The organism is Nocardioides sp. Root1257 (genome assembly GCF_001425175.1).
GTDB lineage: Bacteria > Actinomycetota > Actinomycetes > Propionibacteriales > Nocardioidaceae > Nocardioides.
This window is the reverse complement of record NZ_LMDV01000009.1, coordinates 48,159-71,307: the sequence shown is the minus strand read 5'-3', so window position 1 is coordinate 71,307 and position 23,149 is coordinate 48,159. Positions and strand designations below refer to the sequence as shown.

Genomic DNA, 23,149 nt, shown 5'->3' with positions numbered 1-23,149 from the left:
TGCAATGGGGCTACAGTGGGGTGATGGCCGTCGTTGATCCAGTCGGTTACCCGCTGTTCATCCGCTTGGTGGGCCATCCGCTGCGGTGGCGTCTGTTGACCGAGTTGGCTCGCAGCGACCTGCGGGTGCGCGAACTGGTGGACCGGGTGGATGAACCCCAGAACCTGGTCTCGTACCACCTCCGGGTGCTGCGTAACGGTGGCCTTGTCTCGGCGACGCAAAGCAGCTTCGACGGGCGCGACAGCTACTACCACCTGGACCTCGACCAATGTGCGACGGGACTGGCTGCCGCCGCGAACTCGCTCCATCCGTCGTTGAATGTGAGCCCGGAGCAGTCGCCACCTCCGTCCATGGAGAAGGAGGTTGCCAGGCCGAGCGTCCTGTTCGTGTGCAGCGGCAACAGTGCACGTTCACCCCTGGCCGAAGCCGTGATGCGTCGTCGGGCAGGCGACCGGGTCCGGGTGAGCAGTGCCGGCACACGTCCCAAGGACCGCATCCACCCACACGCGGAACGAGTGCTGCGCGAGCAGTACGGGATCGACATCGGCGGACAGATCCCCAGGCCGCTGGATCTCGGCTCCGATGGTGGGTTCGACCAGGTGGTGACGCTGTGCGACCGAGCCCGCGAGGAGGTGTCCGGGTCAACCGGGCGGCACACGCTCGTCCACTGGAGCGTCACCGACCCGACCGGCGCCGCGGACGGCGACAAGAAGGGAAGCTACCGGCGCTTCCTCGCCGCGGCAGCGGACATCGACAGCCGCGTCCGCCACCTGCTGCCGACGCTGTCCGCCGACACGACAAGGAGCATCAGCCATGAGTGAGACCGACCAGTTCGCCAGCGTGCGCTACATCGTCGATGACGTGACGGCGGCCATCGACTTCTACACCACGCATCTCGGCTTCACGCTGCTCAGCAACCCTGCGCCGGCTTTCGCCGACGTCACCCGCGGTCCGTTGCGCCTCCTGCTGTCGGGACCGGCCAGCTCCGGCGCCCGAGCGACACCCGACGATGCCGCCGGAGCCGGCCGAAACCGGATCCACCTGGTCGTCGCGGACCTGGACTCCGAGATCGACCGGCTTCAAGCGGCCGGAGTGCCCTTCTGCAGTGCGCAGGTGGCTGGTCCCGGTGGACACCAGATTCTCATCGCAGATCCTGCCGGCAACCTGGTCGAGCTGTTCCAGCCCGCAACGCAGCACCCGTAACGACGGCGGTACGAACCGAGATCAGGGACGGAGTCCTGTGGTCAGCCCGTCCAATGGCGGGTTGACCGTCACTCTTGCGTGGCAAATGCGTGGCAGGACGTTCGTCTGGTGCCGTTCGCGACCAGCGTTCGCCGACGTGTTTGCGCAGGTCAGCCGGCCAATGCCAACGGTTCCCAACGACCGCTGATGAGCGTGCCGCGCTTCCCCTGGTACTACTGATCCGGCCTCCGCGACGGGGAACCCGCTAGACGCTGACCACGGACGGAGACAGCTCGAGATCGGGGACGAGCTCGACGAGCAGGTCGCGGACCCGGCTGTCGATGTCGGCGACGATGCGTCGCACGGTGGCGTCGTCCTGGCCCTTGGGGTCCTCGAGCGGCCAGTCGCGGTAGCGAGCGCCCGGGACGTAGGGGCAGTTCTCTCCGCAGCCCATGGTGATCGTCAGGTCAGCCGCGGCGATGGTCTCGGCGGTCAGGAGCTTCGGCTGCTCGCGAGAGGTGTCGAGGCCGAGCTGCTGGAGGACCTGGGCCACCTCGGGGTGGATGTGATCGCCGGGCTCGGTGCCTGCCGACAGCGCGACGACCCGGCCCCGGGCGTAGTGCTCGGCGAGGAGACGGGACGCGACCGAGCGGCCGCCGTTGGCGCGGCACGCGAACACGACCGTGGGCGGGTGGGCCCGTTCCGTCGGGCTGTCGGGGTAGAGGTAGCGGACGGTCGCGACGCCGACGGCCGCTCCGACGATCTGCGCCCCGACGAAGGCGGGCGCCGAGGTCGGGTCGATGCCGGCGAACGTGTCGGAGAAGATGCGGCCGATGGTGACGGCTGGGTTCGCGAACGAGGTGGAGGACGTGAACCAGTAGGCAGCACCGATGTACGCGCCGACCGCGGGGGCGGCGAGAGCACCGCGGCCGGTGCGGGCGAGCGCGAAGATGAGCGCGATCAGGCCTGCGGTCGCGACGACCTCGGCGACGAGCAGGTTCGACCCGGTCCGCTCCTTGGTGGAGAGCTCGGTGAGGTCGAGGTCGAACATCGCGTTGGCCAGCACCGCGCCGGCGATGGCGCCGGGCACCTGGGCGAGTGTGTAGGCGCCGACCTCGCGACCGGTGAGCCCGGTGCCCGCGCGGCGGCCGAGGAACCAGTCGGCCGCGGACACGACCGGGTTGAGGTGCGCGCCCGAGACGGGGCCGAGCATGAGGATGAGGACGGCCAGGCCGAGGAACGTGGCGGTGGAGTTCTCGAGGAGCTGGAGGCCGATGTCGTCGGGTGAGAGCCGCTGGGCGGCGATGCCCGAGCCGACGACGACGGTCACCAGGAGCCCGGTGCCGAGGAACTCGGCGACCAGGCGCCGGGACAGGGGTGGCTGTGTCACGGTTCTCCGAGTCGGGTCAGGAGTTGGGTGGTGCGGGTCAGGACACGGCCGACGAGTCGGTCGTGGTGGATCTCGATCTCTCGAGTCGCGGTGCCAGCTGGGTGACACGGTCGGCGATGTCGGCGTACGCGGCGTTGAACGCGGCTGCGGTGCCGGCGGCGACCGGGTCGGCGATCGACCAGTGGGCGATGCCGGCCAGGTCGACCAGGTCGAGGTCGTCCGGCTTGAGCTCCTCGTGCGCGCCATCGCAGACGGTGATCACGTAGTCGCCCGTACGGAGGAGTCCGTCGAGTGCCTGGGGACCCTCCTGGACGAGGGCGAGCCCGTGACGCCGGGCTGCTGCGGCCGCGCCCGGCGCGATGGCCGCGGCGGGATGGGTGCCCGCCGAGGTGGACGGGATGGTGCTGGCCCGGCGCCACAGTGCGTCGGCGAGCTGGGAGCGCGCCGAGTTCGCGGTGCACACGAACACCACCCGCTCGACCGCGCTCGCCGGCGAGGCCTCCGCGGCGGGAAAGAGTCCGGCGAGCCCCTCGGGCCGCAGCCGCAGGTAGGTGCGCCGGCGGTCGGCGTGCGACCGGTGCCGGGTCACGATGCCGCGCTCCTCCAGCACCCCGAGGTGGTGGGCCAGCAGGTTCGAGGCCAGTCCCAGCTCGGCGCGGAGCTCACTCGGAGAGGCGTCTCCTGCGCTGAGGAGGTCGACGATCCGGAGCCGGGCCGGGTCGGCCAGGGCACCCAGCGCTGCGACGCGAGCCTGGAGTTCCACGACAACCTCATTCAGTCAGTGGTGATTGACTCAATAATGGCTGACTGAAAGTGCTGTGCACAAGCCGGCACGGTCGCCGGCGGCTGGTCAGTCGGTGTCGCGCCGCCGCTCGAGCAGGACGGTGTCGCGCCAGACGCCGTCGAGCTGCGCGATCCGGGGACGTACGGCGAGGGTGCGGTAGCCGGCGGAGTGGTGCAGCGCGATGGAGGCGCGGTTCTCGGGGAAGATCGAGGTCTGCAGGGTCCACAGGCCGCCGGCGTCGGCCTCGTTGACCTGACGGAACAGCAGCGCCTTGCCGACGCCCCGGCCGCGGTAGCCCTCAGCGACGTAGACGCTGGTCTCGCCGACCCCGGCGTAGCACTCGCGCTCGGAGACCGGAGTGACGCCGGTCCACCCGACCACGGTCGAGGTGCCGTCGATGTCGAGCTCGGCGACCCACCGGTGGCCGGGCACCCATTTCTTCGCCAGCGCCGACACCGTCGGGACCCGGGTCTCGAAGGTGGCGTTGCGCGTCGCGATGCCTTGGGCGTAGATCTCCCGGACCGCCGGGAGGTCGTCGTCGGTCATCGCGCGGGAGGTCACGTCGACGGGGAGGTCCTCGGGGCAGCACGGCACCGCAGTCAGGGTGCCCATGACGACGTCGGCGGCGTGCGGCAGACCGGTGCAGCAGGCCGGGTTCACCGACACGACCGAGGACGTGCCGACCTTGTCGACGGCGACGAAGCCGACCTCGGCGAGCTTGCGGACGTGGTGGGAGGCCGTGGACTGGCTGATCCCGAGCTGGGTCGCGAGGTCCCCGACCCGCAGGTGACCCGACGATGCCGTCGACACCGCGTGCAGCAGGCGCACCCGCGTCGCGTCCGACAGCGTCGCGAACCACTCCGCGTACGTCGCGGCGGTGTCCTCGCCGAGCGAGACCGGTGGCGTCGCCGGCGCGCAAGCGTCGGCTGGTTCGGTGATGTCGACGGTCACGGAGACAGCCTACCGTCTTCATCGATGCTGATCGATGGTTGCAGGGATCGATGGCGGTCGATACAGTCCATCCATCGACAGACGTCGATGAATTGTCCGAGAGTCGCCAGGAGCCACGCATGACCACCTCCGCCGCATCCTCCGCCCTGACCCCGAGTGCCGACCTGCCTCTCGTCATCGTCGGCGCCGGCCCGATCGGTCTGGCCGCGGCGGCCCAGGCCCAGTCCCGCGGCCTGGCGACCGTGGTCCTCGAGGCCGGCGATGCCCCGGGCGCCTCGGTGCGCCGCTGGGGCCACGTCCGGTTGTTCTCACCGTGGCGCGAGCTGGTCGACCCGGTCGCCGAGCAGCTGCTCTCGTCCACCGGCTGGGTGGCCCCGGACCCGGACGGCTACCCGACCGGCGGCGAGTGGGTCGAGCTGTACCTCGCTCCGCTCGCGGCCGCGCTCGAGGCGACCGACGAGGTGGAGATCCGCTTCGGTCGGCGTGTGGTCGGGGTCGCCCGCTACGGCCGGGACCGCCTCGTCGCCGCCGACCGCGAGCGGCTGCCGTTGACCATCCACACCCAGACCGCCACCGGTGCCCGCGCACGACTGAACGCCGCAGCGGTCGTCGATGCCTCGGGCACCTGGACCCGCCCGAACCCGCTCGGCGGGGACGGCTACCCGGCCGCCGGCGAGACCGAGCACGCGGACCGCATCACCTACGGCATCCCGGACCTCACCGACCCTGCCGTCGCAGCTCGGTACGCCGGGAAGCGGGTCGCGGTCGCCGGTGCCGGCGCCTCGGCCCAGAACGTCCTGGTCGGTCTCGGCGCGCTCGCGAAGGACCACCCCGAGACCCGCGTCGTCTGGCTGGTCCGCCGACCGGGCACCGCCGACGCGTTCGGTGGTGGCGACAACGACCAGCTCGAGCAGCGCGGCGCGCTGGGGAGCAGCGCCCAGCGTGCCGTGACCGACGGACCGGTCACCGTGATGACCTCCTTCCGCACCAGCGACATCGAGCTCGACGAGGACGCCGGCCAGGGCCGGCTGCGGCTGACGTCGTTCGCCGACCTCGGGACCGGCGCCGCACCCGCCGACAACGGGAAGGTCGTCGACGCCATCGACGAGGTCATCGTGGTGACCGGATTCCGCCCCGACCACACCTGGCTCAGCCAGGTCCAGCTGGACCTGGACGGCGAGCTCGACGCGCCAGCCCGGCTGGCCGACGAGATCCACCCTGCCTGGCACTCCTGCGGCTCCGTCAGCCCGCACGGCGCGGACCGGCTCCGCCAGCCCGAGCCCGGCCTCTACCTGGCCGGGATGAAGTCCTACGGCCGCGCTCCGTCGTTCCTGGCCATGACCGGGTTCGAGCAGGTCCGCAGCATCGTCGCCGAGGTCGCGGGCGACCAGGAGGCCGCCGACCGCGTGGAGCTGGTCCTGCCCGACAGCGGTGTGTGCGGCGGATCCGGTCTCTTCGACGGTGCACCCGCCGACGTCGGCTGCTGCGGCACGTCCGCCGAGCCGGAGCTCGTCAGCATCGGCACTCCTGCCGGCGGCTGCGGCCCCAGCTGCGGCTGACGTCGCGAGGCTGTTCGGGGAGGGAGTGACGCCCGGGTGTCGGGCGAAGTCGATGCGGTCACCGCCGCCAGTAGAGGTGGTGCACCACGCCGTCGGGTCGCGGCACGACGTCGTGGTGGTAGCGGTCGTCCAGCTCGTCGGGGGACGTCCAGAAGCGGGACCCGCCGCCGAGCTCGATCGGGGCCACGGCGACGTGCAGGGTGTCGACGAGACCCGCATCGAGGAACTGGCGGATCGTCGTGGCGCCGCCGCCCAGGCGGACGTCCTTGCCGTCGGCGGCCTCGAGAGCGAGCTCGAGCACCTCGCTCGGCGTACCGCTCACGAAGTGGAACGTCGTGTCGGTCAGCGTCAGCGACGGGCGCTCGTGGTGGGTCATCACGAAGACGGGCGTGTGGAACGGGGTGTCCTCACCCCACCAGCCCTCCCAGTCGGGGTGGTCCTCCCACGGACCGCGATAGGGGCTGAACTTGTTGCGGCCCATGATCTCGGCGCCGATGTTGCGGTGGAAGTCGCGGACCAGGTAGTCCTCCAGGCCGCGGGTGCCGGCGCCGTCGGTGCGGTTCGGCCAGCTCGCGGCCCCGAACGCCCACGCGCCCAGCTCGGCGGGGTTCGCGTGGCCGAAGGGCTGCTCCAGGCTCTGGCCCTCGCCCGCGCCGTACCCGTCGCTCGACAGGAAGAAGTTGTGCACTCGCACCATCTGCGTCATGACCCCACTCTTGCCTACTTCTGACACGCTGGGGACATGGCGAAGCCCACCGACGAGTGGTTCGGCCAGGCCTTCGGGAAGGCGTGGAAGGACAAGGCAGAGGAGATCGGCCGGTTCAACCTGGCCATCTTCGGCAAGACGGGCGTCGGCAAGAGCACCCTGGTCAACGCGATCTTCGGTGCGGAGATCGCGCAGACCGGGATCGGCGAGCCGGTCACCCGCGCCGAGCACCTCTACCTGCACCAGAGCGGGACGCTCGGCGTGCTCGACACCCGCGGTCTCGAGGTCGGCAAGGACAACGACGCGCTGCTGAGCGAGCTCCGCGACTACCTGCACGGCATGCGCCGCAAGCCGCTCGCCGACCAGATCCACGTCGCCTGGTACTGCGTGCGGGCCGGCGACCGCCGCTTCGAGGCGACCGAGGCCGACTTCGTCCGCGCGCTCGCCGACCTCGGGCTGCCCGTGATCCTGGTGCTCACCCAGGTGCAGCGCGGTGCCGGTGGGCGCGTGCACCCCGACGCCGAGGCGCTCGCGGCCAGCATCGCCGCTCTCGACCTGCCCATCCAGGACGGCCTGATCCACTACACGATGGCGCTCGCGGACGACTTCACCGGACAGACGGCGTACGGCCTGCAGGAAGTCCTCGATGCCACCTTTCGCGGCGCGCCGGACGGCGTCGCCCACGCCATCACCGCCGCGCAGCGGATCGACTTCGACCGCAAGCGGGAGCGGGCGGAGGTGGCCGTCAAGGCGGCGACGACAGCAGCCACCGCCGCCGGAGCCTCCCCGATCCCCTTCTCCGACGCGGCGATCCTCGTCCCGCTCCAGATCGGAATGATGGCCTCGATCGCGGTCACGTACGGGATCTCCGTCGAGCGCTCGACCGCTGCGTCGATCGCCGCGACGGCCGCCGCCACGACGGCCGGGCGCTCGGTGGTCACCAACATGATCAAGTTCGTTCCCGGGGCAGGCACGGCGGTGGCCGCGCCGATCAGCGCGACCGTCGCCGGCACCTTCACCTATGCGATGGGACAGGCCTGGATCCGGGTGTGCGAACGGCTGGCCCGCGGCGAGCTGGGCCTGGTCGGTGGCGCGCTGGACGGTGACACGGTGCACCGGATCTTCATGGAGGAGTTCAAGACCAGCGCCTCCCGTCGCAAGATCTCGTCGTGACCAGCCGGTGGGAGCGGATCGCCCGCGAGACCGTGGGCGACGACTACGCACGCGCGTACGCCGACCGCTTCCGGTCGATGGCGGAGCGTGGCCAGGACATCCACGGTGAGGCGACGTTCGTCGCGGACCTGATCGCACCACCGGCGCGGGTGCTGGATGCCGGATGCGGCACCGGGCGGGTCGGCGTACGTCTCGCCGAGCTCGGGTACGACGTCGTCGGGGTCGACGTCGACGAGTCGATGCTGGCCCAGGCCCGAGCCGCTGCGCCCGAGCTGGACTGGCGCCTCGGCGACCTGTCGTCGTTCGATCTCGGTGAGACTTTCGACCTGGTGCTGGTCGCCGGCAACACCATCCCGCTGCTCGAGCCCGGCACGCTCCTCGACGCCTGCGAGCGGCTCGGTCACCACCTCACCCCCGGCGGGGTCGTCGTGTGCGGCTACGGCCTCGACGCCGGCCACCTGCCCGGCGACTGCCCGCCGACCGCCCTGGCCGACGTCGACGCGGCGTTCGGCGTGCTCGGTCTCGACGCGGTGATGCGCTACGGCACGTGGGACGGGCACGCGTTCGACCCGGCCGACGGCTACGCCGTCACCCTGTACGCCGAGCCGCGCCGATGAGGGTCGTCGTGCTGACGGGCGCGGGGGTCTCCGCTGAGAGCGGCGTACCTACCTTCCGCGACGCCGACGGGCTGTGGGAGGGCCACCGGGTCGAGGACGTCGCGACGCCGGAGGCGTACGAGTACCAGCCCTCGGTCGTGCACCGCTTCTACGACGCCCGTCGCGCGGCGCTCGCCGGTGTGGAGCCCAACGACGCGCACCGGGCGCTCGCGGAGCTGGAGTCCGTCCTCGGCGACGACCTGCTCGTCGTGACCCAGAACATCGACGACCTGCACGAGCGCGGTGGCTCGCGCCGGGTCCTGCACATGCACGGGGAGCTGCAGTCGGCGCTGTGCCGCGGGTGCGGCGCCCGGGTCGCGTGGACGGGCGAGCTCGGCGACTACCCGCCGTGCCCGCGCTGCGGCGTCAGCGAGCTCCGGCCGGACGTGGTGTGGTTCGGCGAGATCCCGTACGAGATGGACCGGATCGTGGCCGCCCTGGACGAGGCGGACCTCTTCGTCTCGATCGGCACCTCCGGCGCCGTCTACCCCGCCGCCGGCTTCGTCGAGCACGCCCGCGCGGGTGGCGCTCGCACCCTCGAGCTCAACCTCGAGCCCAGCGCCGGCAGCCACCTCTTCGACGAGGCGCGCCACGGCCCCGCCTCCGCCCTCGTCCCGGCCTGGGTCCGCGAGCTGCTGAGGTAGTCCCTGACGGAACGGTCGGCTGCCGCGCCCAGGGAGGGCCATTCCGTCAGGGACTACCCCGGCGGCGTGGGAGGCTGGCCCGCATGACACGCATCGGACTGGCCGCCGCCGGCCTCGGCATGGCCGCCCTGCTCACCGCCTGCGGTGGTGGTGACGACTTCACCGACCAGTCGGGGCAGAAGATCGCGGACGCCTCGAAGAAGGCCATGAAGGGTCTCGACGCGGTCAAGGTCGCCGGAACCGTCACGACCGACGGGCAGGAGATCGCCATCGACGTGCAGACCAACGACCAGGGTGATTGCACGGGCTCGCTCGGCGTCGGCGGCGGTACGACGGAGCTGCTCGGCGTCGACGGTGACGTCTGGTTCCGCCCTGACGAGGCCTTCTGGCGGGCGAGCGCCCCCGACTCCGCCGATCAGGTCATCGCGGCGGTGGGCGACAAGTGGGTCGCGGTGTCGAGCTCCGACGACTCCTTCGGCGAGTTCTGCGACATCGACGACCTGCTCGACGAGCTGATCTCCAGCGACGGGGACGAGGACAAGACCTACTCCGTCAAGGAGGTCGTGGAGGTCGACGGCGACGACGCGGTCCCGGTCGACCAGAAGGACGACGACGGTCTCTCCACCGGCTACGTGCTGGTCGACGAGCCGCACTACCTCGTCAAGATCGAGAAGACCGAGGGCGACGACACCGGCAGCGTGACCTTCTCCGAGTTCGACGAGGACTTCGACGTCACGGCGCCGCCCGAGGGCGACGTCATCAGCCTGGACGACCTCGAAGGATGATCCTCGAGCACGCCCTGCTCCCGGTGCGGCCAGGTCTCGAGGACGAGTTCGTCGCGGCCTTCGCCGAGGCGAAGGAGATCATCGCGTCGATGCCGGGCTTCGGCGGGCTGACCCTGTCGCGCTGCCAGGAGCGTCCCGGCACGTTCCTGCTCCTGGTCGAGTGGGACACCCTCGAGGACCACACGGTCGGCTTCCGCGGCTCTGCGCAGTACGACGAGTGGCGGCGTCTGCTCCACCACTTCTACGAGCCGTTCCCGGTCGTCGAGCACTTCGACCGGGTGCTCTCGGTCGGCCCCCCGGCGGGGTAGCCAGGCACGAAACGGCCCTTCGGGGAGGTCCGGAAGGGCCGTTCCGTTGCTGGCTGTCCCAGCCGGCGAACTCAGTGGCGGCCGACCCGTCCCTCCACGCGGTCGATGGTGGGTACGACGAGCAGCGCGAGCGCCGCGCCGACCGCGGCGATGACGGCCGCGACCACGTAGGCGTCGACGAAGGCCGAGTCACCGGGTGTCGTCGCGACCAGTGCCGCGCCGGCGATGCTCGACAGGATGGCGACGCCGAAGGCGCCGCCCAGCTCGTGGAACGTGCTCACCACGGCCGACCGCAGGCCCGACGCGGCCGGGTCGGCGTCCGCGAGGCCGACCCCGAAGGCGGTCACGAAGGTCGCGCCGATGCCGAGGGCCGCCACGCTGAGCCCGAGGACGAGCGCCGGGGCGCCGGTGGTCGTCGCGGTGAGGGCGTTGCCTCCGGCGGCGAGGGCCAGCCCGGTCGCCGCGACCGCCCGAGCAGGGACGTGCGTCAGCAGGTGCCCGGCGAGGTGGGCGCCCGCGACGACGGCGACCGCGACGGGCAGGAAGGACAGCCCGACCTGCACGGCGCTCTCACCGTGCACCCGCTGCAGCGTGAACGAGCCCAGGAAGAACCCGCCGACCATCAGGCCGGTGGCGACCAGCATCAGGAAGGAGCCGGCCGCGACGGTGCGCTGGCGCAGCAGCCCGATCTCGAGGAGCGGGTCGGTGACGACGCGCTCGACGACGGCGAAGGCGACCCACAGCAGGAAGGCGAGACCGAGCGCGGCGAGGGTCCGGGCGTCGGTCCACCCGCTGCCGCCGGCGTGCACGAGACCGTAGATCGCGGACGCCGTGCCGCCGGTGACCAGCGCGGCGCCCGCCAGGTCGAGCCGCTCGCGGACCTCGGGTCGCGGCGGTGCGGCCACCAGTCGCGGCAGGACCGCCAGGATCGCGAGGCCGATCGGCACGTTGACGAAGAAGATCCACTCCCAGCCGAACGCCGAGGTGAGCACGCCACCGAGCAGCACCCCGAGCGCCGCACCCGTCCCGCTCAACGCACCCCAGACGGCCACGACCCGGGTCCGGGCCGCACCCGACGACGAGGCGATCGCCAGCGACAGGGCGGCGGGGGAGAGGGCGGCCGCGCCGATGCCCTGGAGGCAGCGCCCGGCCAGCAGCACGCCCTGCCCGTCCGCGAGCCCGCACAGCAGCGAGGCTCCCGTGAACACGGCCAGTCCGCTCAGCAGCACGCGTCGCGCTCCGACCAGGTCCGCCAGCCGTCCGCCGAGGAGCATCAGGCCGCCGAAGCACAGGGTGTACGCCGTCATCACCCACGGCACGGCGGCGCGGCTCAGGCCGAGGTCGGCGCCGATGTCGGGGAGCGCGACGTTCACGACCGTCACGTCGAGGACCAGCATCAGCTGGGCGGTGGCGAGCAGCAGCAGGACCAGTCCGGAGCGCCGGCTGGAGGGATCGGAACCCGTCTCGTGGACGGGAGGGTGGTGGACGGTGGTCATGACGGCTCCTCACTATCTCGAACATCGGTGTTCAAGTTAGCGCGACCGTACACAACTTGTACACTGATGTTCAAGATCTCTCGAGCAAAGGATTCCGATGCCCCGAGCCGACGCGCGTCGCAACGTGGCCGCGATCCTCGCCGCGGCCCAGGCCTGCCTGGTGCGAGACCCCGAGGCGACGCTGAGCGCGATCGCCGAGGAGGCCGGCGTCGGGCGGGTGACGCTGCACGGGCACTTCGCGACCCGCGCGATCCTGGTCGACCAGGTCTTCCGTCAGGTGCACGCCGAGGCGGAGGAGATCCTCGGCGCGACCGACACGACCGGCGACCCCGTCGCGGCCGTGACCCGGCTGCTCAGCGCGAGCTGGGAGGTCGTCCACCGCTTCCGCTCGGTGATGACGGCCGCCCAGCGCGAGCTGCCGGAGGAGCTGGTCCGCGAGCACCACGACAAGCACCTCGCGCGGATGGCCGCGCTGGTCCGCCGCGGGCGCCGGGAGGGGGTCTTCCGCACCGACCTCCCCGAGGGCTGGCTGGTGACGGTCGCCTACACGGTCATGCACGCGGCCGCGACCGAGTGCGTCGCAGGTCGGCTCGACGCCGCGGGCGCGGAGCAGGCCGTGGTGAGTACGGTGCTCGCCGCCTACACCCCTCCGGGCGCCGAGGTGCTGACGCCTAACCGATGACGGCCCCGGCGTGGGCGGGCACGCGCAGCGTCGTACCGGCCAGGTCGACGCCGGCCTCGGTCTCGAAGAGCAGCTCGCCCTCCTCGTCGAGGTCGATGACCACCTCGGAGTCGCCGAAGTTCACGACGACGTGCAGGTCGCCGCGCCACATCTCGAAGAGCCGGCTGTCGTCGTCGACGAGGCAGGCGTTGTGCGCGAACGACGGGTCCGTCAGCTCGGGCCGCTCACGACGGAGTACGGCGAGCCGTCGGTAGACGTCGAGCAGCCGGGCGTGCCGGCCCTCGCCGAGCTCGGTCCAGTCGAGCTTGGACCGCTGGAACGTCTGGGGGTCCTGCGGGTCCGGCACCACTGCCGGGTCCCAGCCCATCCGCTCGAACTCGGCGATCCGGCCCTCGGCGGTGGCCTTCCCCAGCTCGGGCTCGGGGTGCGAGGTGAAGAACTGGAAGGGCGTCGAGGCCGCCCACTCCTCGCCCTGGAAGAGCATCGGGGTGAACGGGCCGGCCATCGTGAGCAGCGCCGCGCAGGCGAGCTGGTCCTCGTCGAGCGCCTCGGTGATCCGGTCCCCGACCGCCCGGTTGCCGATCTGGTCGTGGTTCTGGCTCGCGACGACGAGCCGCCAGCTGGGCATCTTGTCGGTGTCGATCTTGCGGCCGTGGGCGCGGCCGCGGAAGGACGAGTACGTGCCGTCGTGGAAGAAGCCGCGCTCGACGACCTTCGCCAGTGCGTCCAGGGGCTCGAAATCGGCGTAGTAGCCGTCGGTCTCGCGGGTCAGCGCGACGTGGACGGCGTGGTGGAAGTCGTCGCTCCACTGCGCGTCGAGCCCGTAGCCACCCGCCTCGCGCGGGGTCACCAGCTTCGCGTCGTTGAGGTCCGACTCGGCGATCAGCGTCAGCGGCCGGCCCAGGTGGGCGGAGAGCGCCGCGACCTCGATCGCCATCTCCTCGAGGAGGTGCACGTCGGAGGAGTCCTGGAGCGCGTGCACGGCGTCCAGTCGCAGCCCGTCGACGTGGTAGTCCGACAGCCACATCTCCACGTTGTCGAGGATGTAGCGGCGTACGACGTCGGAGCCGTCCTCGTCGAGGTTGACCAGGTCGCCCCAGGTGTTGGAGCCCGACTTCAGGTAGGGACCGAAGAGCGGCAGGTAGTTCCCGGACGGACCGAGGTGGTTGTAGACCACGTCCTGGATGACGCCGAGCCCGGCCGCGTGGCAGCCGTCGACGAAGCGCTGGTAGCCCGCGGGCCCGCCGTACCCCTCGTGCACGGCGTGCCACAGGACGCCGTCGTAGCCCCAGTTGTGGGTGCCGTTGAACGCGTTGACCGGCATCACCTCGACGAAGTCGACACCGAGATCCCGCAGGTGGTCGAGCCTGGTGAGCGCGGCGTCGAAGGTGCCCTCTGGGGTGAACGTGCCGATGTGCAGCTCGTAGATCACCGCACCGGCCAGCTGCCGCCCGGTCCACCCGGCGTCCTGCCAGTCGTGGACCGAGGCGTCGTGGGTGCGGGAGAGGCCGTGGACGCCGTCGGGCTGGCGCCGGGACAGCGGGTCGGGCCGGGGGGTCTCGTCGTCGTCGACCAGGTAGCCGTAGTCGACCTCCTCGCCCTCCGGGTCGGGGACGTCGCCGACGGGCGACCACCAGTCGTCCTCGTCCTTGACCATGTCGATGGTCTCGCCGGCCGCCACCAGCCGCAGCCGGGCCGGGCGCGGCGCCCAGACGTCGAACGGTCCGTAGGTCACGCGTTCTCCTTCACGAGCAGGGCCACCGGCTGCACGTCGAGCAGGTCGGCCACCACCGAGGATGCCGGACGCCCGGTCAGCACGTCGGTCCACGAGCCCGGAGGCAGCGTCAGCCGGGTGGCGCCCCACCCGGTCGCGGCGAGCCCGACCGGCAGCCGGGTGGCGACGGTGAGCGCCCCGCCCCGGTCGAAGGCGAGCACGTGCTTCGCCTCGGGGCCGGTCGCGATCGCCGGTGCGTACGTCGTGAAGAGGTCGGGCCGGTCGCGGCGCAGCGTCAGCGCGGCCCGGGTCAGGTGGAGCTTGGCGGCGGCGTCGTCCTCGGCCGTCCCGGCGAGCACGTGCGCCCGGTGGTCGAAGTCCACGAACCGGCGGTTGTCGGGGTCGACCAGGCTCTGCTCCCACAGCTCACTGCCCTGGTAGACGTCCGGCACGCCGGGCATCGTCAGCGCGACCAGCTTGGCGGCGAGCGCGTTCGAGCGGCCCGGCCAGGCGACCTGCGCGAGCAGCCCGTCGAGCACCCGTCGTACGTCGGGGGAGTCGAAGGCCGCGTCGACCGCTGCGTGCACGGCGGCCTCGTAGGTCTCGTTCGGCTCGGTCCACGTGGTCCGGTCGCCCGCCTCGCGCATCGCCTTCTCGGCGTACCCGTGCAAGCGGCTGCGCAGGTCGGGGTCGGGCGAGGTCGGCCAGGCGCCGAGGATCGCCTGCCACAGCAGGGATCCGAAGCCCGGGTCGGGCACCGGCGCCAGCTCCAGCAGCTCGTCGAGCGCCGCCGTCCAGACCTCCGGGAGCTCGGCCAGCGCGGTGATCCGGGCGCGCACGTCCTCGCCACGCTTCGTGTCGTGGGTGGAGAGCGTCGTCATCGCGTGCGGCCACTCCGCCTGCCGGGTCGCCATCGCCGCGTGGAACTCGTCGACCGACACCGAGAAGACGCTCGGGTCGCCGCCGACCTCGTTGAGCGAGGTGAGCCGCGAGAAGCGGTAGAACGCGCAGTCCTCGACGCCCTTGGCCATGACCATCCCACTGGTCTGCTGGAAGCGCCGCGCCGGTGCGGTCCAGCCGTCGACGAGGATCGGCAGCAGTGCGTCGTACGTCGCGGCGAGGTCGGGCCGGTGCTCGCGGGCCAGCTCGAAGGCCTGCTCCAGGTGGTGCAGCCCCTCGGGCAGGTAGGAGCGGTAGACCGGGAAGCAGGCGAGCAGCTCGGCGACGGCGTCCTCGACCTGCGTGAAGGGCGTCGACGTGAGCCGCCGGATCTCCCGGGTGATCCGCCGGACCTCGGAGTGCAGGATCCCGTCGGCGACCTCGCGCTTGGTGCCGTGGATCATCGCCGCCCAGTCGACGGGACCGCCGCGGAGGCGGGTCTCCAGTGCGTCGAGGGGTGCCTGCCCGGCCGGGTCGGTGAGGACGCGGTCGACCAGTCCCAGGGCGTCGTACCCGGTGGTGCCCTGGGTCGCCCAGTCCGCGGGGAGCGACTCCCCGGGCTCCAGGATCTTCTCGACGAGCACGTACGCCCCGCCGGTCAGCTGGGCGAGGTCCTCGAGGTAGCGCTTCGGGTCGCGCAGGCCGTCGGGGTGATCGACGCGCAGGCCGTCGACCAGGCCGTCCTCGAACCAGCGCCGGATCTCGACGTGCGACTCGGCGAAGACCTCGGGGTCCTCGACGCGCACGGCAGCGAGGCTGTTGACCGCGAAGAAGCGGCGGTAGTTGAGGTTGTCGTCCGCCTCGTGCCAGTTGACCAGCTGGTAGTGCTGCTCGTCGTGGGTCGTCGTGCCGGGCGTGAGCGGGAAGCGCAGGTCGTGGTACCAGAGCTCTCCCCCCTCAGCGGTCGAGCGGACGACGATCGCGTCCTCGTCGCCGTCGCCGACGACCGGGATGAGGAGCCGCCCGTCGCCCGCGGCCCAGTCGATGTCGAAGGCGTTGGCGTGCTCCGACTCGCGGCCGTGCTGGAGCACGTCCCACCACCACGCGTCCTCCGCCGGCGTCGCGACGCCGACGTGGTTGGGCACGATGTCGACGAGCACGCCCATGCCGAGCCGGCGCGCCTCGGCGGCCAGCGTCCCCAGTCCCTCGGCGCCGCCGCGCGACGGGTCGACGTGGTCGAACGCGACGACGTCGTACCCGTGGGAGCTGCCGGGCTCCGCCGCGAGCAGCGGCGAGAGGTAGACCCAGTCGACGCCGAGGTCGTGCAGGTAGCGCAGCCGGGCCGCGGCCTGGAAGAGGTCGAGCTCCGCGGTGATCTGGAGCCGGTACGTCGAGGCTGGGATCCTGGATTCTCGACTTCTAGACGCGTCGGGCACGGTCGTAGCCTCCTTGCAGTCGTCGGCTGGCACCGCGTTGTGCCATATCGCGCGGTCACCCTGTACCCACGGTCAGGGTCTACGATCATGCCAACTCCGAGATTGGGGACGACCTTGGTTGATCGCGTCGCAATGGCGTCTGTCTTCACACAAGACCTTCCGCGCGACGTGGCCGACGCATTCATTGGAGCAGGACAGGTCGCGTGCGACACCGAGACCACCGGGCTCGACTGGCGTCACGACCGGTTGGCTATTTGTCAGCTCTACCACCCGTCCGTCGGGCTAGCCATCGTCCGAATGACTGGGCCAGCAGAGCAACTCAGTCGTGTTCTTGTCGCGGAAGATCTCACCAAGGTCTTTCACCATGCTCCGTTCGACTTGCGTTTCCTAACCCACGCACTCGGTGTGGTGCCAGCGGAGATTCGATGCACGAAGGTCGCCTCGAAGCTCCTCCGGCCGGAGGAACCGAACAATATGCATAGCCTTGCCGCGCTGTTGTCGAACATCCTTGACGTGCATCTCGACAAGGGCGCCGTGCGAACGAGCGATTGGACTGGAGAGCTGACAGACGAACAGTTGGCATATGCCGGCAACGATGTTCGCTTCCTCCTGCCCCTGCTCGATGCGCTCGAAGACGGACTACGCGAGGTCGGACGGGCAGCCCTCTTCGACGAATGTTGCCATTTCCTCGCGACGCGAGTTGAGACTGAACTGCTCGGCCTTCAGGACGTCTTCGCCTACTGAGCGATTGGTTCCCAGGCGTCAGAGGTAAAGAACTCGAAGTCTCCTACATTTTCAGCGCGCAAGGTCCCTAGAAGCCGAAGGTGACCCGGAGCATCCGAGCCGTTCACGCGCTCTACAAACGCGCGCAACGTGGATGACTGCCTGAGTCTCGCGAGATCGTCGACCAACAGGTTTGGGATCCAGCCGACTGGTGTGCCTTGAGCTGTGACTAGAAGAGCGTTGGCGTTGAACTGATTGTTGGGCTCAGGAAGAACGGCGAGTTCTTCGCCGATCTGAAGGCGTCCCAGGGCAGTCTCGAGATCCTCGCCCGACACATAGACGGGCCCATCTGCCGTGCGAAGCGGTCCCTGGCAGATGTGACGCAGACCATGGGCGAGAAAAGTGCATGACATTGATCCGCCCACGACCTGTGGCTCGGGGAACAGCTGCAACGTGTCGCCGTTTCGTCGACCTCCCGATCGTGCGATCTGCTCCCAAGGCGTGGTGTCCTCCGGCAAGCCCAGCCGAGTCACGTATCGCGTGTAGTCGGCGCGGCGTGGGTCCATCGCGCGCTGCGCGAACAGCGGGAACAGTTCGGCGGACGTGTACGCCTCGTGAAGATCTGGGAAGCCGATCAACGGTGAAAAGTCAGCAGTTGTGAGCGCTGCCCGCACGTAGTGGAAGCCGTAGGCATCGCCATCGAAGGTGAGGAACCCGACTGGGCAGATGCTGCGACGTTCGGGGTGCTGCCAAGTCACGACCAGTCGACGCGGCGTGCCAGTAGAGCCGGTGGACGCCCTCGACCCAGCGTCAAGCAGTTCGGCCGCACTCATCGAGAACCCTCCTTCTGTTGATCTCTAGTAGCGATGAAACGAAGGTAGTGCACGGCGCCGACAGTGCGTTGAGGCCGGCAAGAGCGACATCGCCCAGTGGCCCCTCGACGGCCTCGAGGCGTCCAAGCCAGTGGCTGCGGACTTCCGGACCAGCGAGATCGAACGCCTGATCGGCCGCCTGAACCAGGGTCATCGGGCTCCCCGGATCGTGCTCGAGGCGCCACGCCGTGCCCTTCGCTGCCCATTCGGCAACGGTGGGTCCAGCGCCATCCAGTCGACGCTCCCGCTCTGCCTCGCGGAGGTTGTATCCGAGACTGCCGGCATGGTCGTACGACCCACACAGATGGCGGCTTGCATTGCCAGTCGCCGGTATGAGCACCGCCCAGTTTTCGTCGTGCCTGTCGCGGTTCGCCACCAATGCATCGAGCATCACGTAGCCCGCGAAGGCGCCGAATCCATCCATCCATGAAGGAAGGTCGGATCCTGGAGGAACGCCTGTCCCCTCCAGGACTCTCTGAATGTTTGCGAGCGAGTGTCCTGGCCTGCCCTTGACGTTGCCGGGGACGAACTCCGGTATCGGGTGCGCCTGCATGACGACATATCCCGGCTGGAGGTCAAACCCATCCGGCTTGAGGTCGAGCGAGAGAACGCCAGCATGACCGTCATACTCTGCCAACCGGATAGTTGCACACGGAATTCCAAGTGCGATCGCAATCTGGGAGGTAGCAAGTTCTGCCCAGTCTTCGCCCTGCTGGTGGCCGTTCTTCTCCGTGACAGCTTTGTAGAGCCAAAGCCCGCCGAGGTCGGGGTCCCTCAGCCACAGTTTGACGTCGGCGCCGCTTGTTTCATCTGACACGACCTCCCATGCAGTGACATTCGCACGAGAGTGGGGGTTCACGGCTGCGACGATAGTGGTGGTTCACATCGATTTCGGGGATGCCTCGAGCGGCGGGTGCGGTGATCGGCGGCCTGGAAGAGGTCGAGCTCCGCGGTGATCTGGAGCCGGTACGTCGAGGCCGGGACCCTCATGGGCTCACGCCTTCCGGGCCTGCGCGACCGACGCCGCGACGGACAGGTCCGGCTCGACCTCGGGCTCGCGGTGCTCGCGGAGCACCACCGTGCTGCGGTGCGGGATCGTGAAGGTCTCGCCCGCCGTGAACGTGCCGTCCTCGTCGGCGGACCCACCGGTGTCGATGACGACGTCCCACCCGTCGGCGTACTCGTCCGGCGGCAGCGTCACGGTGGCCGGGCCGTCGGCGTTGAAGTACAGCAGGAAGTGGTCGTCGATGATCTTCTGGCCGCGCTGGTCGAGGCCCGCGATGCCGTGGCCGTTGAGGTACATGCCGAGGGCCTTGCTGCCGTCCGACCAGTCGTCGTCCTCCATCGGGTGCCCGTCGAGGTGCAGCCAGACGATGTCGTTGAGCCGGTCGCCGTCGCCTCCGTCGGGCACGCGCACGGTGCCGCCGGAGAAGAAGCGCTTGCGGCGGAAGGTGGGGTGCTCGCGGCGCAGTCGGGCCACGGCGGCGGTGAACTCGACCAGTGGGCCGTCGGCCTCGTCCCAGTGCACCCACGAGAGCTCGTTGTCCTGGGCGTAGGTGTTGTTGTTGCCCTGCTGGGTGCGGCCGAGCTCGTCGCCGTGCAGCAGCATCGGCACGCCCTGGCTGAGCAGCAGCGTCGCGATGAAATTCCGCTGTGCCCGGGCCCGTCCGCCGAGGATCTCGGGGTCGTCGGTCGGGCCCTCGACGCCGTGGTTCCACGAGCGGTTGTGGCTCTCCCCGTCGTTGTTGTCCTCGCCGTTGGCGTCGTTGTGCTTCTCGTCGTAGGACACCAGGTCGCGCATCGTGAAGCCGTCGTGGGCGGTCACGAAGTTGATGCTGGCGACCGGCCGGCGCCCGGAGTGCTCGTAGAGGTCGGAGGAGCCGGCGATCCGCGAGGCGAACTCGCCCAGCGAGGGCTCGCCGCGCCAGAAGTCGCGGACGGTGTCGCGGTACTTGCCGTTCCACTCGGTCCACTGCGGCGGGAAGCCGCCGACCTGGTAGCCGCCCGGGCCGATGTCCCACGGCTCGGCGATCAGCTTGACCTGGCTGACCACCGGGTCCTGCTGCACGAGCTCGAAGAACGTCGACAGCCGGTCGACGTCGTAGAACTCGCGCGCCAGGGTCGAGGCCAGGTCGAAGCGGAAGCCGTCGACGTGCATCTCGGTGACCCAGTAGCGCAGCGAGTCCATCAGCAGCTGGAGCGAGTGCGGGTGCCGGACGTTGAGGCTGTTGCCGGTGCCCGTGTAGTCCATGTAGTACTGCTGGTCGTCCTCGACCAGGCGGTAGTAGGCCTCGTTGTCGATGCCCTTCATGCTGAGCGTCGGGCCGAGGTGGTTGCCCTCGGCGGTGTGGTTGTAGACCACGTCGAGGATGACCTCGATGCCGGCGCTGTGCATGGCCTTGACCATGGCCTTGAACTCCTGGACCTGCTGCCCCTCACCGCTGGCGGCGTACGACGCCTCGGGGGCGAAGAAGCCGATCGTGTTGTAGCCCCAGTAGTTGCGCAGGCCCTTCTCGAGCAGCGTGCTGTCCTGGACGAACTGGTGCACCGGCATCAGCTCGATCGCCGTGATGCCGAGCTTGGTCAGGTGCTCCGTGATCGCGGGGTGCGCGAGCCCGGCGTACGTGCCGCGCAGCTCCTCCGGGACGTCGGGGTGCAGCTGGGTGAGGCCCTTGACGTGGGCCTCGTAGATGATCGACTCGTTGTAGGGGATGTCGAGGCGCCGGTCGCCCTCCCAGTCGAAGAACGGCGTGATGACGACGCTCTTCATCATGTGGGCGGCGGAGTCGTCGTCGTTGCGCGACTCGGGCTCGCCGAAGGTGTAGCCGAAGAGCGACTGGTCCCAGTCGATGTCGCCACTGGTCGCCTTGGCGTACGGGTCGAGCAGCAGCTTGTTGGGGTTGCAGCGCTGGCCCTGGTCCGGATCCCAGGGACCGTGCACGCGGTAGCCGTAGCGCTGCCCCGGCTGCACGGTCGGCAGGTAGCAGTGCCAGACGTAGGCGTCGACCTCGGTCAGCTCGACCCGCGTCTCCGTGCCGTCGGCGTCGAAGAGGCACAGCTCGACCTTCTCGGCGACCTCGCTGAAGATCGCGAAGTTGGTGCCGCTCCCGTCGAACGTCGCGCCCAACGGATAGGCCTGTCCCGGCCAGCTCTCCACGACTTCCTCCACCACTCGGGTCCCTCCCTTGGAACGATCAAAGCACAGGTACCCCGCACGGGCGTCCGACGAACCTGCTCCGGCCGTCCGGTCGGGGAACATTCGCCGTCGTACGCCGGTTGCCGCCTCATATGACCGAGACGGAGATCTCCCGCGCCAGCGTGGGGCTGCGCAGCGAGCGCGGCCCGATCCTGCTGGCCGTGATGCTGAGCCTGGGCCTGGTCGCGATCGACTCGACGATCCTCGCCACCGCAGTGCCGGCCGTCGTCGACGACCTCGGCGGCTTCACGCAGTTCCCCTGGCTCTTCTCGATCTACCTGCTCGCGCAGGCCGTGACCGTCCCCGTCTACGCCAAGCTCGCGGACCAGTACGGCCGCAAGCCGGTGATGCTGGTCGGGATCGGGCTGTTCCTCCTCGGCTCGCTGCTGTGCGGGCTCGCGTGGAGCATGGGGGCGCTGATCGCGTTCCGTGCGGTGCAGGGGCTCGGCGCCGGTGCCGTGCAGCCGATGTGCATGACGATCGTCGGTGACATCTACACGCTGGAGGAGCGCGCCAAGGTCCAGGGGTACGTCGCCAGTGTGTGGGCGATCTCGGCCGTCATCGGTCCGACGCTGGGCGGTGTCTTCGCCGACTACGTGTCCTGGCGCTGGATCTTCCTGGTCAACCTGCCTCTCGGGCTGCTCGCCGGCGCGATGATCTGGCGCAACTTCCACGAGCGGGTGGAGCGCCGCGCACACCGCATCGACTACGCCGGGTCGGTGCTGCTGACGGGCGGCGCGGTCCTGCTGCTGCTCGGCCTGCTCGAGGGCGGCGTCCGGTGGGAGTGGGACTCGCTGACCAGCATCCTGCTGTTCGCGGTCGCCGCGGTGCTGCTCGCCGGCTTCGTGCTCGTCGAGCGTCGCGCGGTCGAGCCGGTGCTGCCGCTGTGGCTCTTCCGGCACCGGGTCGTGGTGGCCGCGATGGCCACCTCGCTCGTCGTCGGCGTGCTGATGATGGGCCTGACGACGTACATCCCGCTCTACGCGCAGAGCGTGCTCGGGTACGGCGCCGTCATGTCCGGGTTCGCCCTCGCCGCGATGACGCTCGGGTGGCCGCTCGCCGCGTCCAACTCGGGCCGGCTCTACCTCACCGTCGGCTTCCGCACGACGATGCTGATCGGCGGCGCGATCGGCGCGATCGGCACCGCGCTGCTGCTGCTCATCGGACCGGACAGCCCGTTCGTCCTGCTGGCCCTCCCGTGCTTCGTGATGGGCGTCGGCTTCGGCCTGATCGCGAGCCCGTCGATCGTCGCCGCCCAGACGGCGGTGACCTGGCAGCACCGCGGGGTGGCGACCGGGTCGACGATGTTCGCCCGCTCGGTCGGCAGCGCGGTCGGTGTCGCCGTCTTCGGCGCGATCGTCAACCACGAGGTCGCGCAGCGGCTGGGTCGCGGCGTGCCCGACGTCTCCCGGCTCACCGCCGACGTCCTGCACCCGGCGATCCACGACGTGTTCATCGCCTCGGCGTTCGTCGCGCTCGCGCTGCTCGCCGTCGGCATGCTGATGCCGCGGCGGGTCAGCGAGCCGGAGTCAGACGAGCCTGCGGCCGCCGGGTAGCGGTGAGCCAGCAACCGGATTCGGCATGGTCCGGAGCCAGAACGGTTGCCTGCTCACCGCCGCCGTACGCCGCCCTGGGCAGCGGTGAGCCAGCAACCGGATTCGGCACGGTCCGGACCCAGAACGGTTGCCTGCTCACCGCCGCCCTGGGGTCAGCGGACCGCAAGGATCGAGCTGAGCACGCCCGGGTAGGCCGCCTCGACGTCGTCGAGACGGAGCTCCTGGTGGGTCTGGCCGCCGATCACGCTGCGATCGGTGACGCCCGCCTCGCGCAGGATCTTGAAGTGGTGGCTGGCGGTCGACTTGCTGACGTCGTCGTACAGCTGGGCGCACGGCGCCGGGCCGCCCTCGGCGTACATCCGGCGCACCATCTCGAGGCGCACCGGGTCGGAGACGGCAGCGAGCACCTCCTGGAGGCTGCCGACCTCGGCCCTCTCCCCCGTGTCAGTCACGTGCT

Annotated in this window: 22 protein-coding genes; 11 read left to right on the top strand and 11 right to left on the bottom strand. The window is 70.3% G+C overall.

The window, feature by feature from the left end; genetic code table 11:
- Positions 1-23: 23 nt before the first annotated feature.
- Positions 24-821, top strand: coding sequence for an ArsR family transcriptional regulator (locus ASC77_RS14650; RefSeq protein ID WP_056156471.1), 798 nt, complete (start codon positions 24-26; stop codon positions 819-821).
- Complete coding sequence (locus ASC77_RS14645; protein ID WP_056154369.1) at positions 814-1,203, top strand: VOC family protein; 390 nt, start codon at positions 814-816, stop codon at positions 1,201-1,203. The genes ASC77_RS14650 and ASC77_RS14645 overlap by 8 nt, the downstream gene beginning before the upstream one ends.
- A 244-nt stretch (positions 1,204-1,447) precedes the next feature.
- On the opposite strand, the gene ASC77_RS27465 is transcribed toward ASC77_RS14645, so the two are convergent.
- From ASC77_RS27465 to ASC77_RS14630, 3 genes are all read right to left on the bottom strand, one after another.
- Positions 1,448-2,572: an aquaporin gene (locus ASC77_RS27465; RefSeq protein ID WP_235547686.1), complete on the bottom strand. Its 1,125-nt coding sequence runs from the start codon at positions 2,570-2,572 to the stop codon at positions 1,448-1,450.
- A gap of 37 nt (positions 2,573-2,609) precedes the next feature.
- Positions 2,610-3,335: a helix-turn-helix domain-containing protein gene (locus tag ASC77_RS14635; RefSeq protein WP_082574771.1), complete on the bottom strand. Its 726-nt coding sequence runs from the start codon at positions 3,333-3,335 to the stop codon at positions 2,610-2,612.
- Positions 3,336-3,422: 87 nt separating this feature from the next.
- Positions 3,423-4,307, bottom strand: a complete 885-nt coding sequence (locus ASC77_RS14630) for a helix-turn-helix domain-containing GNAT family N-acetyltransferase (RefSeq protein WP_235547684.1) — start codon at positions 4,305-4,307, stop codon at positions 3,423-3,425.
- Positions 4,308-4,426: 119 nt separating this feature from the next.
- Between ASC77_RS14630 and ASC77_RS14625 the strand changes: the two genes are divergently transcribed.
- Positions 4,427-5,866: an FAD-dependent oxidoreductase gene (locus ASC77_RS14625; protein WP_056154365.1), complete on the top strand. Its 1,440-nt coding sequence runs from the start codon at positions 4,427-4,429 to the stop codon at positions 5,864-5,866.
- Between the two features lie 58 nt (positions 5,867-5,924).
- Here the strand turns inward: ASC77_RS14625 and ASC77_RS14620 are convergent, their stop codons facing one another.
- Complete coding sequence (locus ASC77_RS14620) at positions 5,925-6,572, bottom strand: dihydrofolate reductase family protein (RefSeq protein ID WP_056154361.1); 648 nt, start codon at positions 6,570-6,572, stop codon at positions 5,925-5,927.
- Between the two features lie 36 nt (positions 6,573-6,608).
- Between ASC77_RS14620 and ASC77_RS14615 the strand changes: the two genes are divergently transcribed.
- The 5 genes from ASC77_RS14615 to ASC77_RS14595 all read left to right on the top strand — a co-directional run bounded on the left by ASC77_RS14615 (position 6,609) and on the right by ASC77_RS14595 (position 10,138).
- Complete coding sequence (locus ASC77_RS14615; RefSeq protein WP_056154358.1) at positions 6,609-7,745, top strand: GTPase family protein; 1,137 nt, start codon at positions 6,609-6,611, stop codon at positions 7,743-7,745.
- Complete coding sequence (locus tag ASC77_RS14610; RefSeq protein ID WP_056154355.1) at positions 7,742-8,362, top strand: class I SAM-dependent methyltransferase; 621 nt, start codon at positions 7,742-7,744, stop codon at positions 8,360-8,362. The genes ASC77_RS14615 and ASC77_RS14610 overlap by 4 nt, the downstream gene beginning before the upstream one ends.
- Positions 8,359-9,045, top strand: a complete 687-nt coding sequence (locus tag ASC77_RS14605) for an NAD-dependent deacylase (RefSeq protein ID WP_056154352.1) — start codon at positions 8,359-8,361, stop codon at positions 9,043-9,045. Before ASC77_RS14610 ends, ASC77_RS14605 begins: the two co-directional genes overlap by 4 nt.
- A gap of 83 nt (positions 9,046-9,128) precedes the next feature.
- Positions 9,129-9,830 (top strand): hypothetical protein, encoded by a 702-nt coding sequence (locus ASC77_RS14600; protein ID WP_056154349.1) that lies wholly within the window; start codon positions 9,129-9,131, stop codon positions 9,828-9,830.
- Positions 9,827-10,138, top strand: coding sequence for an antibiotic biosynthesis monooxygenase family protein (locus tag ASC77_RS14595; protein WP_056154347.1), 312 nt, complete (start codon positions 9,827-9,829; stop codon positions 10,136-10,138). Before ASC77_RS14600 ends, ASC77_RS14595 begins: the two co-directional genes overlap by 4 nt.
- A gap of 71 nt (positions 10,139-10,209) precedes the next feature.
- On the opposite strand, the gene ASC77_RS14590 is transcribed toward ASC77_RS14595, so the two are convergent.
- The gene (locus ASC77_RS14590) at positions 10,210-11,634 is read right to left on the bottom strand and encodes an MFS transporter (protein ID WP_056154344.1); all 1,425 of its coding nucleotides are present in this window, start codon (positions 11,632-11,634) and stop codon (positions 10,210-10,212) included.
- 97 nt (positions 11,635-11,731) lie between these two features.
- Between ASC77_RS14590 and ASC77_RS14585 the strand changes: the two genes are divergently transcribed.
- Positions 11,732-12,316, top strand: coding sequence for a TetR/AcrR family transcriptional regulator (locus ASC77_RS14585; protein WP_056154341.1), 585 nt, complete (start codon positions 11,732-11,734; stop codon positions 12,314-12,316).
- Here ASC77_RS14585 and treZ read toward each other — a convergent pair.
- Both treZ and treY read right to left on the bottom strand, forming a co-directional pair.
- Positions 12,306-14,051, bottom strand: coding sequence for a malto-oligosyltrehalose trehalohydrolase (gene treZ, locus ASC77_RS14580; RefSeq protein WP_056154338.1), 1,746 nt, complete (start codon positions 14,049-14,051; stop codon positions 12,306-12,308). The genes ASC77_RS14585 and treZ overlap by 11 nt on opposite strands.
- The gene (treY, locus tag ASC77_RS14575; RefSeq protein ID WP_056156467.1) at positions 14,048-16,345 is read right to left on the bottom strand and encodes a malto-oligosyltrehalose synthase; all 2,298 of its coding nucleotides are present in this window, start codon (positions 16,343-16,345) and stop codon (positions 14,048-14,050) included. The genes treZ and treY overlap by 4 nt, the downstream gene beginning before the upstream one ends.
- An 87-nt stretch (positions 16,346-16,432) precedes the next feature.
- Here treY and ASC77_RS14570 point away from each other — a divergent pair, with 87 nt between their 5' ends.
- Positions 16,433-17,089, top strand: a complete 657-nt coding sequence (locus tag ASC77_RS14570) for a ribonuclease D (RefSeq protein WP_082574769.1) — start codon at positions 16,433-16,435, stop codon at positions 17,087-17,089.
- Here ASC77_RS14570 and ASC77_RS26180 read toward each other — a convergent pair.
- From ASC77_RS26180 to glgX, 3 genes are all read right to left on the bottom strand, one after another.
- Positions 17,083-17,901 carry a hypothetical protein gene (locus ASC77_RS26180; RefSeq protein WP_156391106.1) on the bottom strand — a complete coding sequence of 273 codons (819 nt, stop codon included), beginning with the start codon at positions 17,899-17,901 and terminating at the stop codon, positions 17,083-17,085. The genes ASC77_RS14570 and ASC77_RS26180 overlap by 7 nt on opposite strands.
- Positions 17,879-18,799 carry a hypothetical protein gene (locus ASC77_RS26695; protein WP_156391105.1) on the bottom strand — a complete coding sequence of 307 codons (921 nt, stop codon included), beginning with the start codon at positions 18,797-18,799 and terminating at the stop codon, positions 17,879-17,881. Before ASC77_RS26695 ends, ASC77_RS26180 begins: the two co-directional genes overlap by 23 nt.
- Positions 18,800-18,934: 135 nt before the next feature.
- Positions 18,935-21,097, bottom strand: coding sequence for a glycogen debranching protein GlgX (glgX, locus tag ASC77_RS14565; protein ID WP_056154332.1), 2,163 nt, complete (start codon positions 21,095-21,097; stop codon positions 18,935-18,937).
- A 131-nt stretch (positions 21,098-21,228) separates the two neighbouring features.
- On the opposite strand from glgX, the gene ASC77_RS14560 reads away from it, so the two are divergent.
- Positions 21,229-22,692, top strand: coding sequence for an MDR family MFS transporter (locus ASC77_RS14560; RefSeq protein ID WP_056154328.1), 1,464 nt, complete (start codon positions 21,229-21,231; stop codon positions 22,690-22,692).
- 152 nt (positions 22,693-22,844) lie between these two features.
- On the opposite strand, the gene ASC77_RS14555 is transcribed toward ASC77_RS14560, so the two are convergent.
- Positions 22,845-23,144, bottom strand: coding sequence for an ArsR/SmtB family transcription factor (locus ASC77_RS14555; protein WP_056154325.1), 300 nt, complete (start codon positions 23,142-23,144; stop codon positions 22,845-22,847).
- Positions 23,145-23,149 lie beyond the last annotated feature (5 nt).

Coding starts and splice junctions, on each gene's coding strand:
- ASC77_RS14650 (WP_056156471.1), top strand. CDS start 24: ATGGCCGTCGTTGATCCAGTCGGTTACCCGCTGTTCATCCGCTTGGTG.
- ASC77_RS14645 (WP_056154369.1), top strand. CDS start 814: ATGAGTGAGACCGACCAGTTCGCCAGCGTGCGCTACATCGTCGATGAC.
- ASC77_RS14625 (WP_056154365.1), top strand. CDS start 4,427: ATGACCACCTCCGCCGCATCCTCCGCCCTGACCCCGAGTGCCGACCTG.
- ASC77_RS14620 (WP_056154361.1), bottom strand. CDS start 6,572: ATGACGCAGATGGTGCGAGTGCACAACTTCTTCCTGTCGAGCGACGGG.
- ASC77_RS14615 (WP_056154358.1), top strand. CDS start 6,609: ATGGCGAAGCCCACCGACGAGTGGTTCGGCCAGGCCTTCGGGAAGGCG.
- ASC77_RS14605 (WP_056154352.1), top strand. CDS start 8,359: ATGAGGGTCGTCGTGCTGACGGGCGCGGGGGTCTCCGCTGAGAGCGGC.
- ASC77_RS14600 (WP_056154349.1), top strand. CDS start 9,129: ATGACACGCATCGGACTGGCCGCCGCCGGCCTCGGCATGGCCGCCCTG.
- ASC77_RS14595 (WP_056154347.1), top strand. CDS start 9,827: ATGATCCTCGAGCACGCCCTGCTCCCGGTGCGGCCAGGTCTCGAGGAC.
- ASC77_RS14590 (WP_056154344.1), bottom strand. CDS start 11,634: ATGACCACCGTCCACCACCCTCCCGTCCACGAGACGGGTTCCGATCCC.
- ASC77_RS14585 (WP_056154341.1), top strand. CDS start 11,732: ATGCCCCGAGCCGACGCGCGTCGCAACGTGGCCGCGATCCTCGCCGCG.
- ASC77_RS14570 (WP_082574769.1), top strand. CDS start 16,433: ATGCCAACTCCGAGATTGGGGACGACCTTGGTTGATCGCGTCGCAATG.
- ASC77_RS26180 (WP_156391106.1), bottom strand. CDS start 17,901: ATGAGTGCGGCCGAACTGCTTGACGCTGGGTCGAGGGCGTCCACCGGC.
- ASC77_RS14560 (WP_056154328.1), top strand. CDS start 21,229: ATGACCGAGACGGAGATCTCCCGCGCCAGCGTGGGGCTGCGCAGCGAG.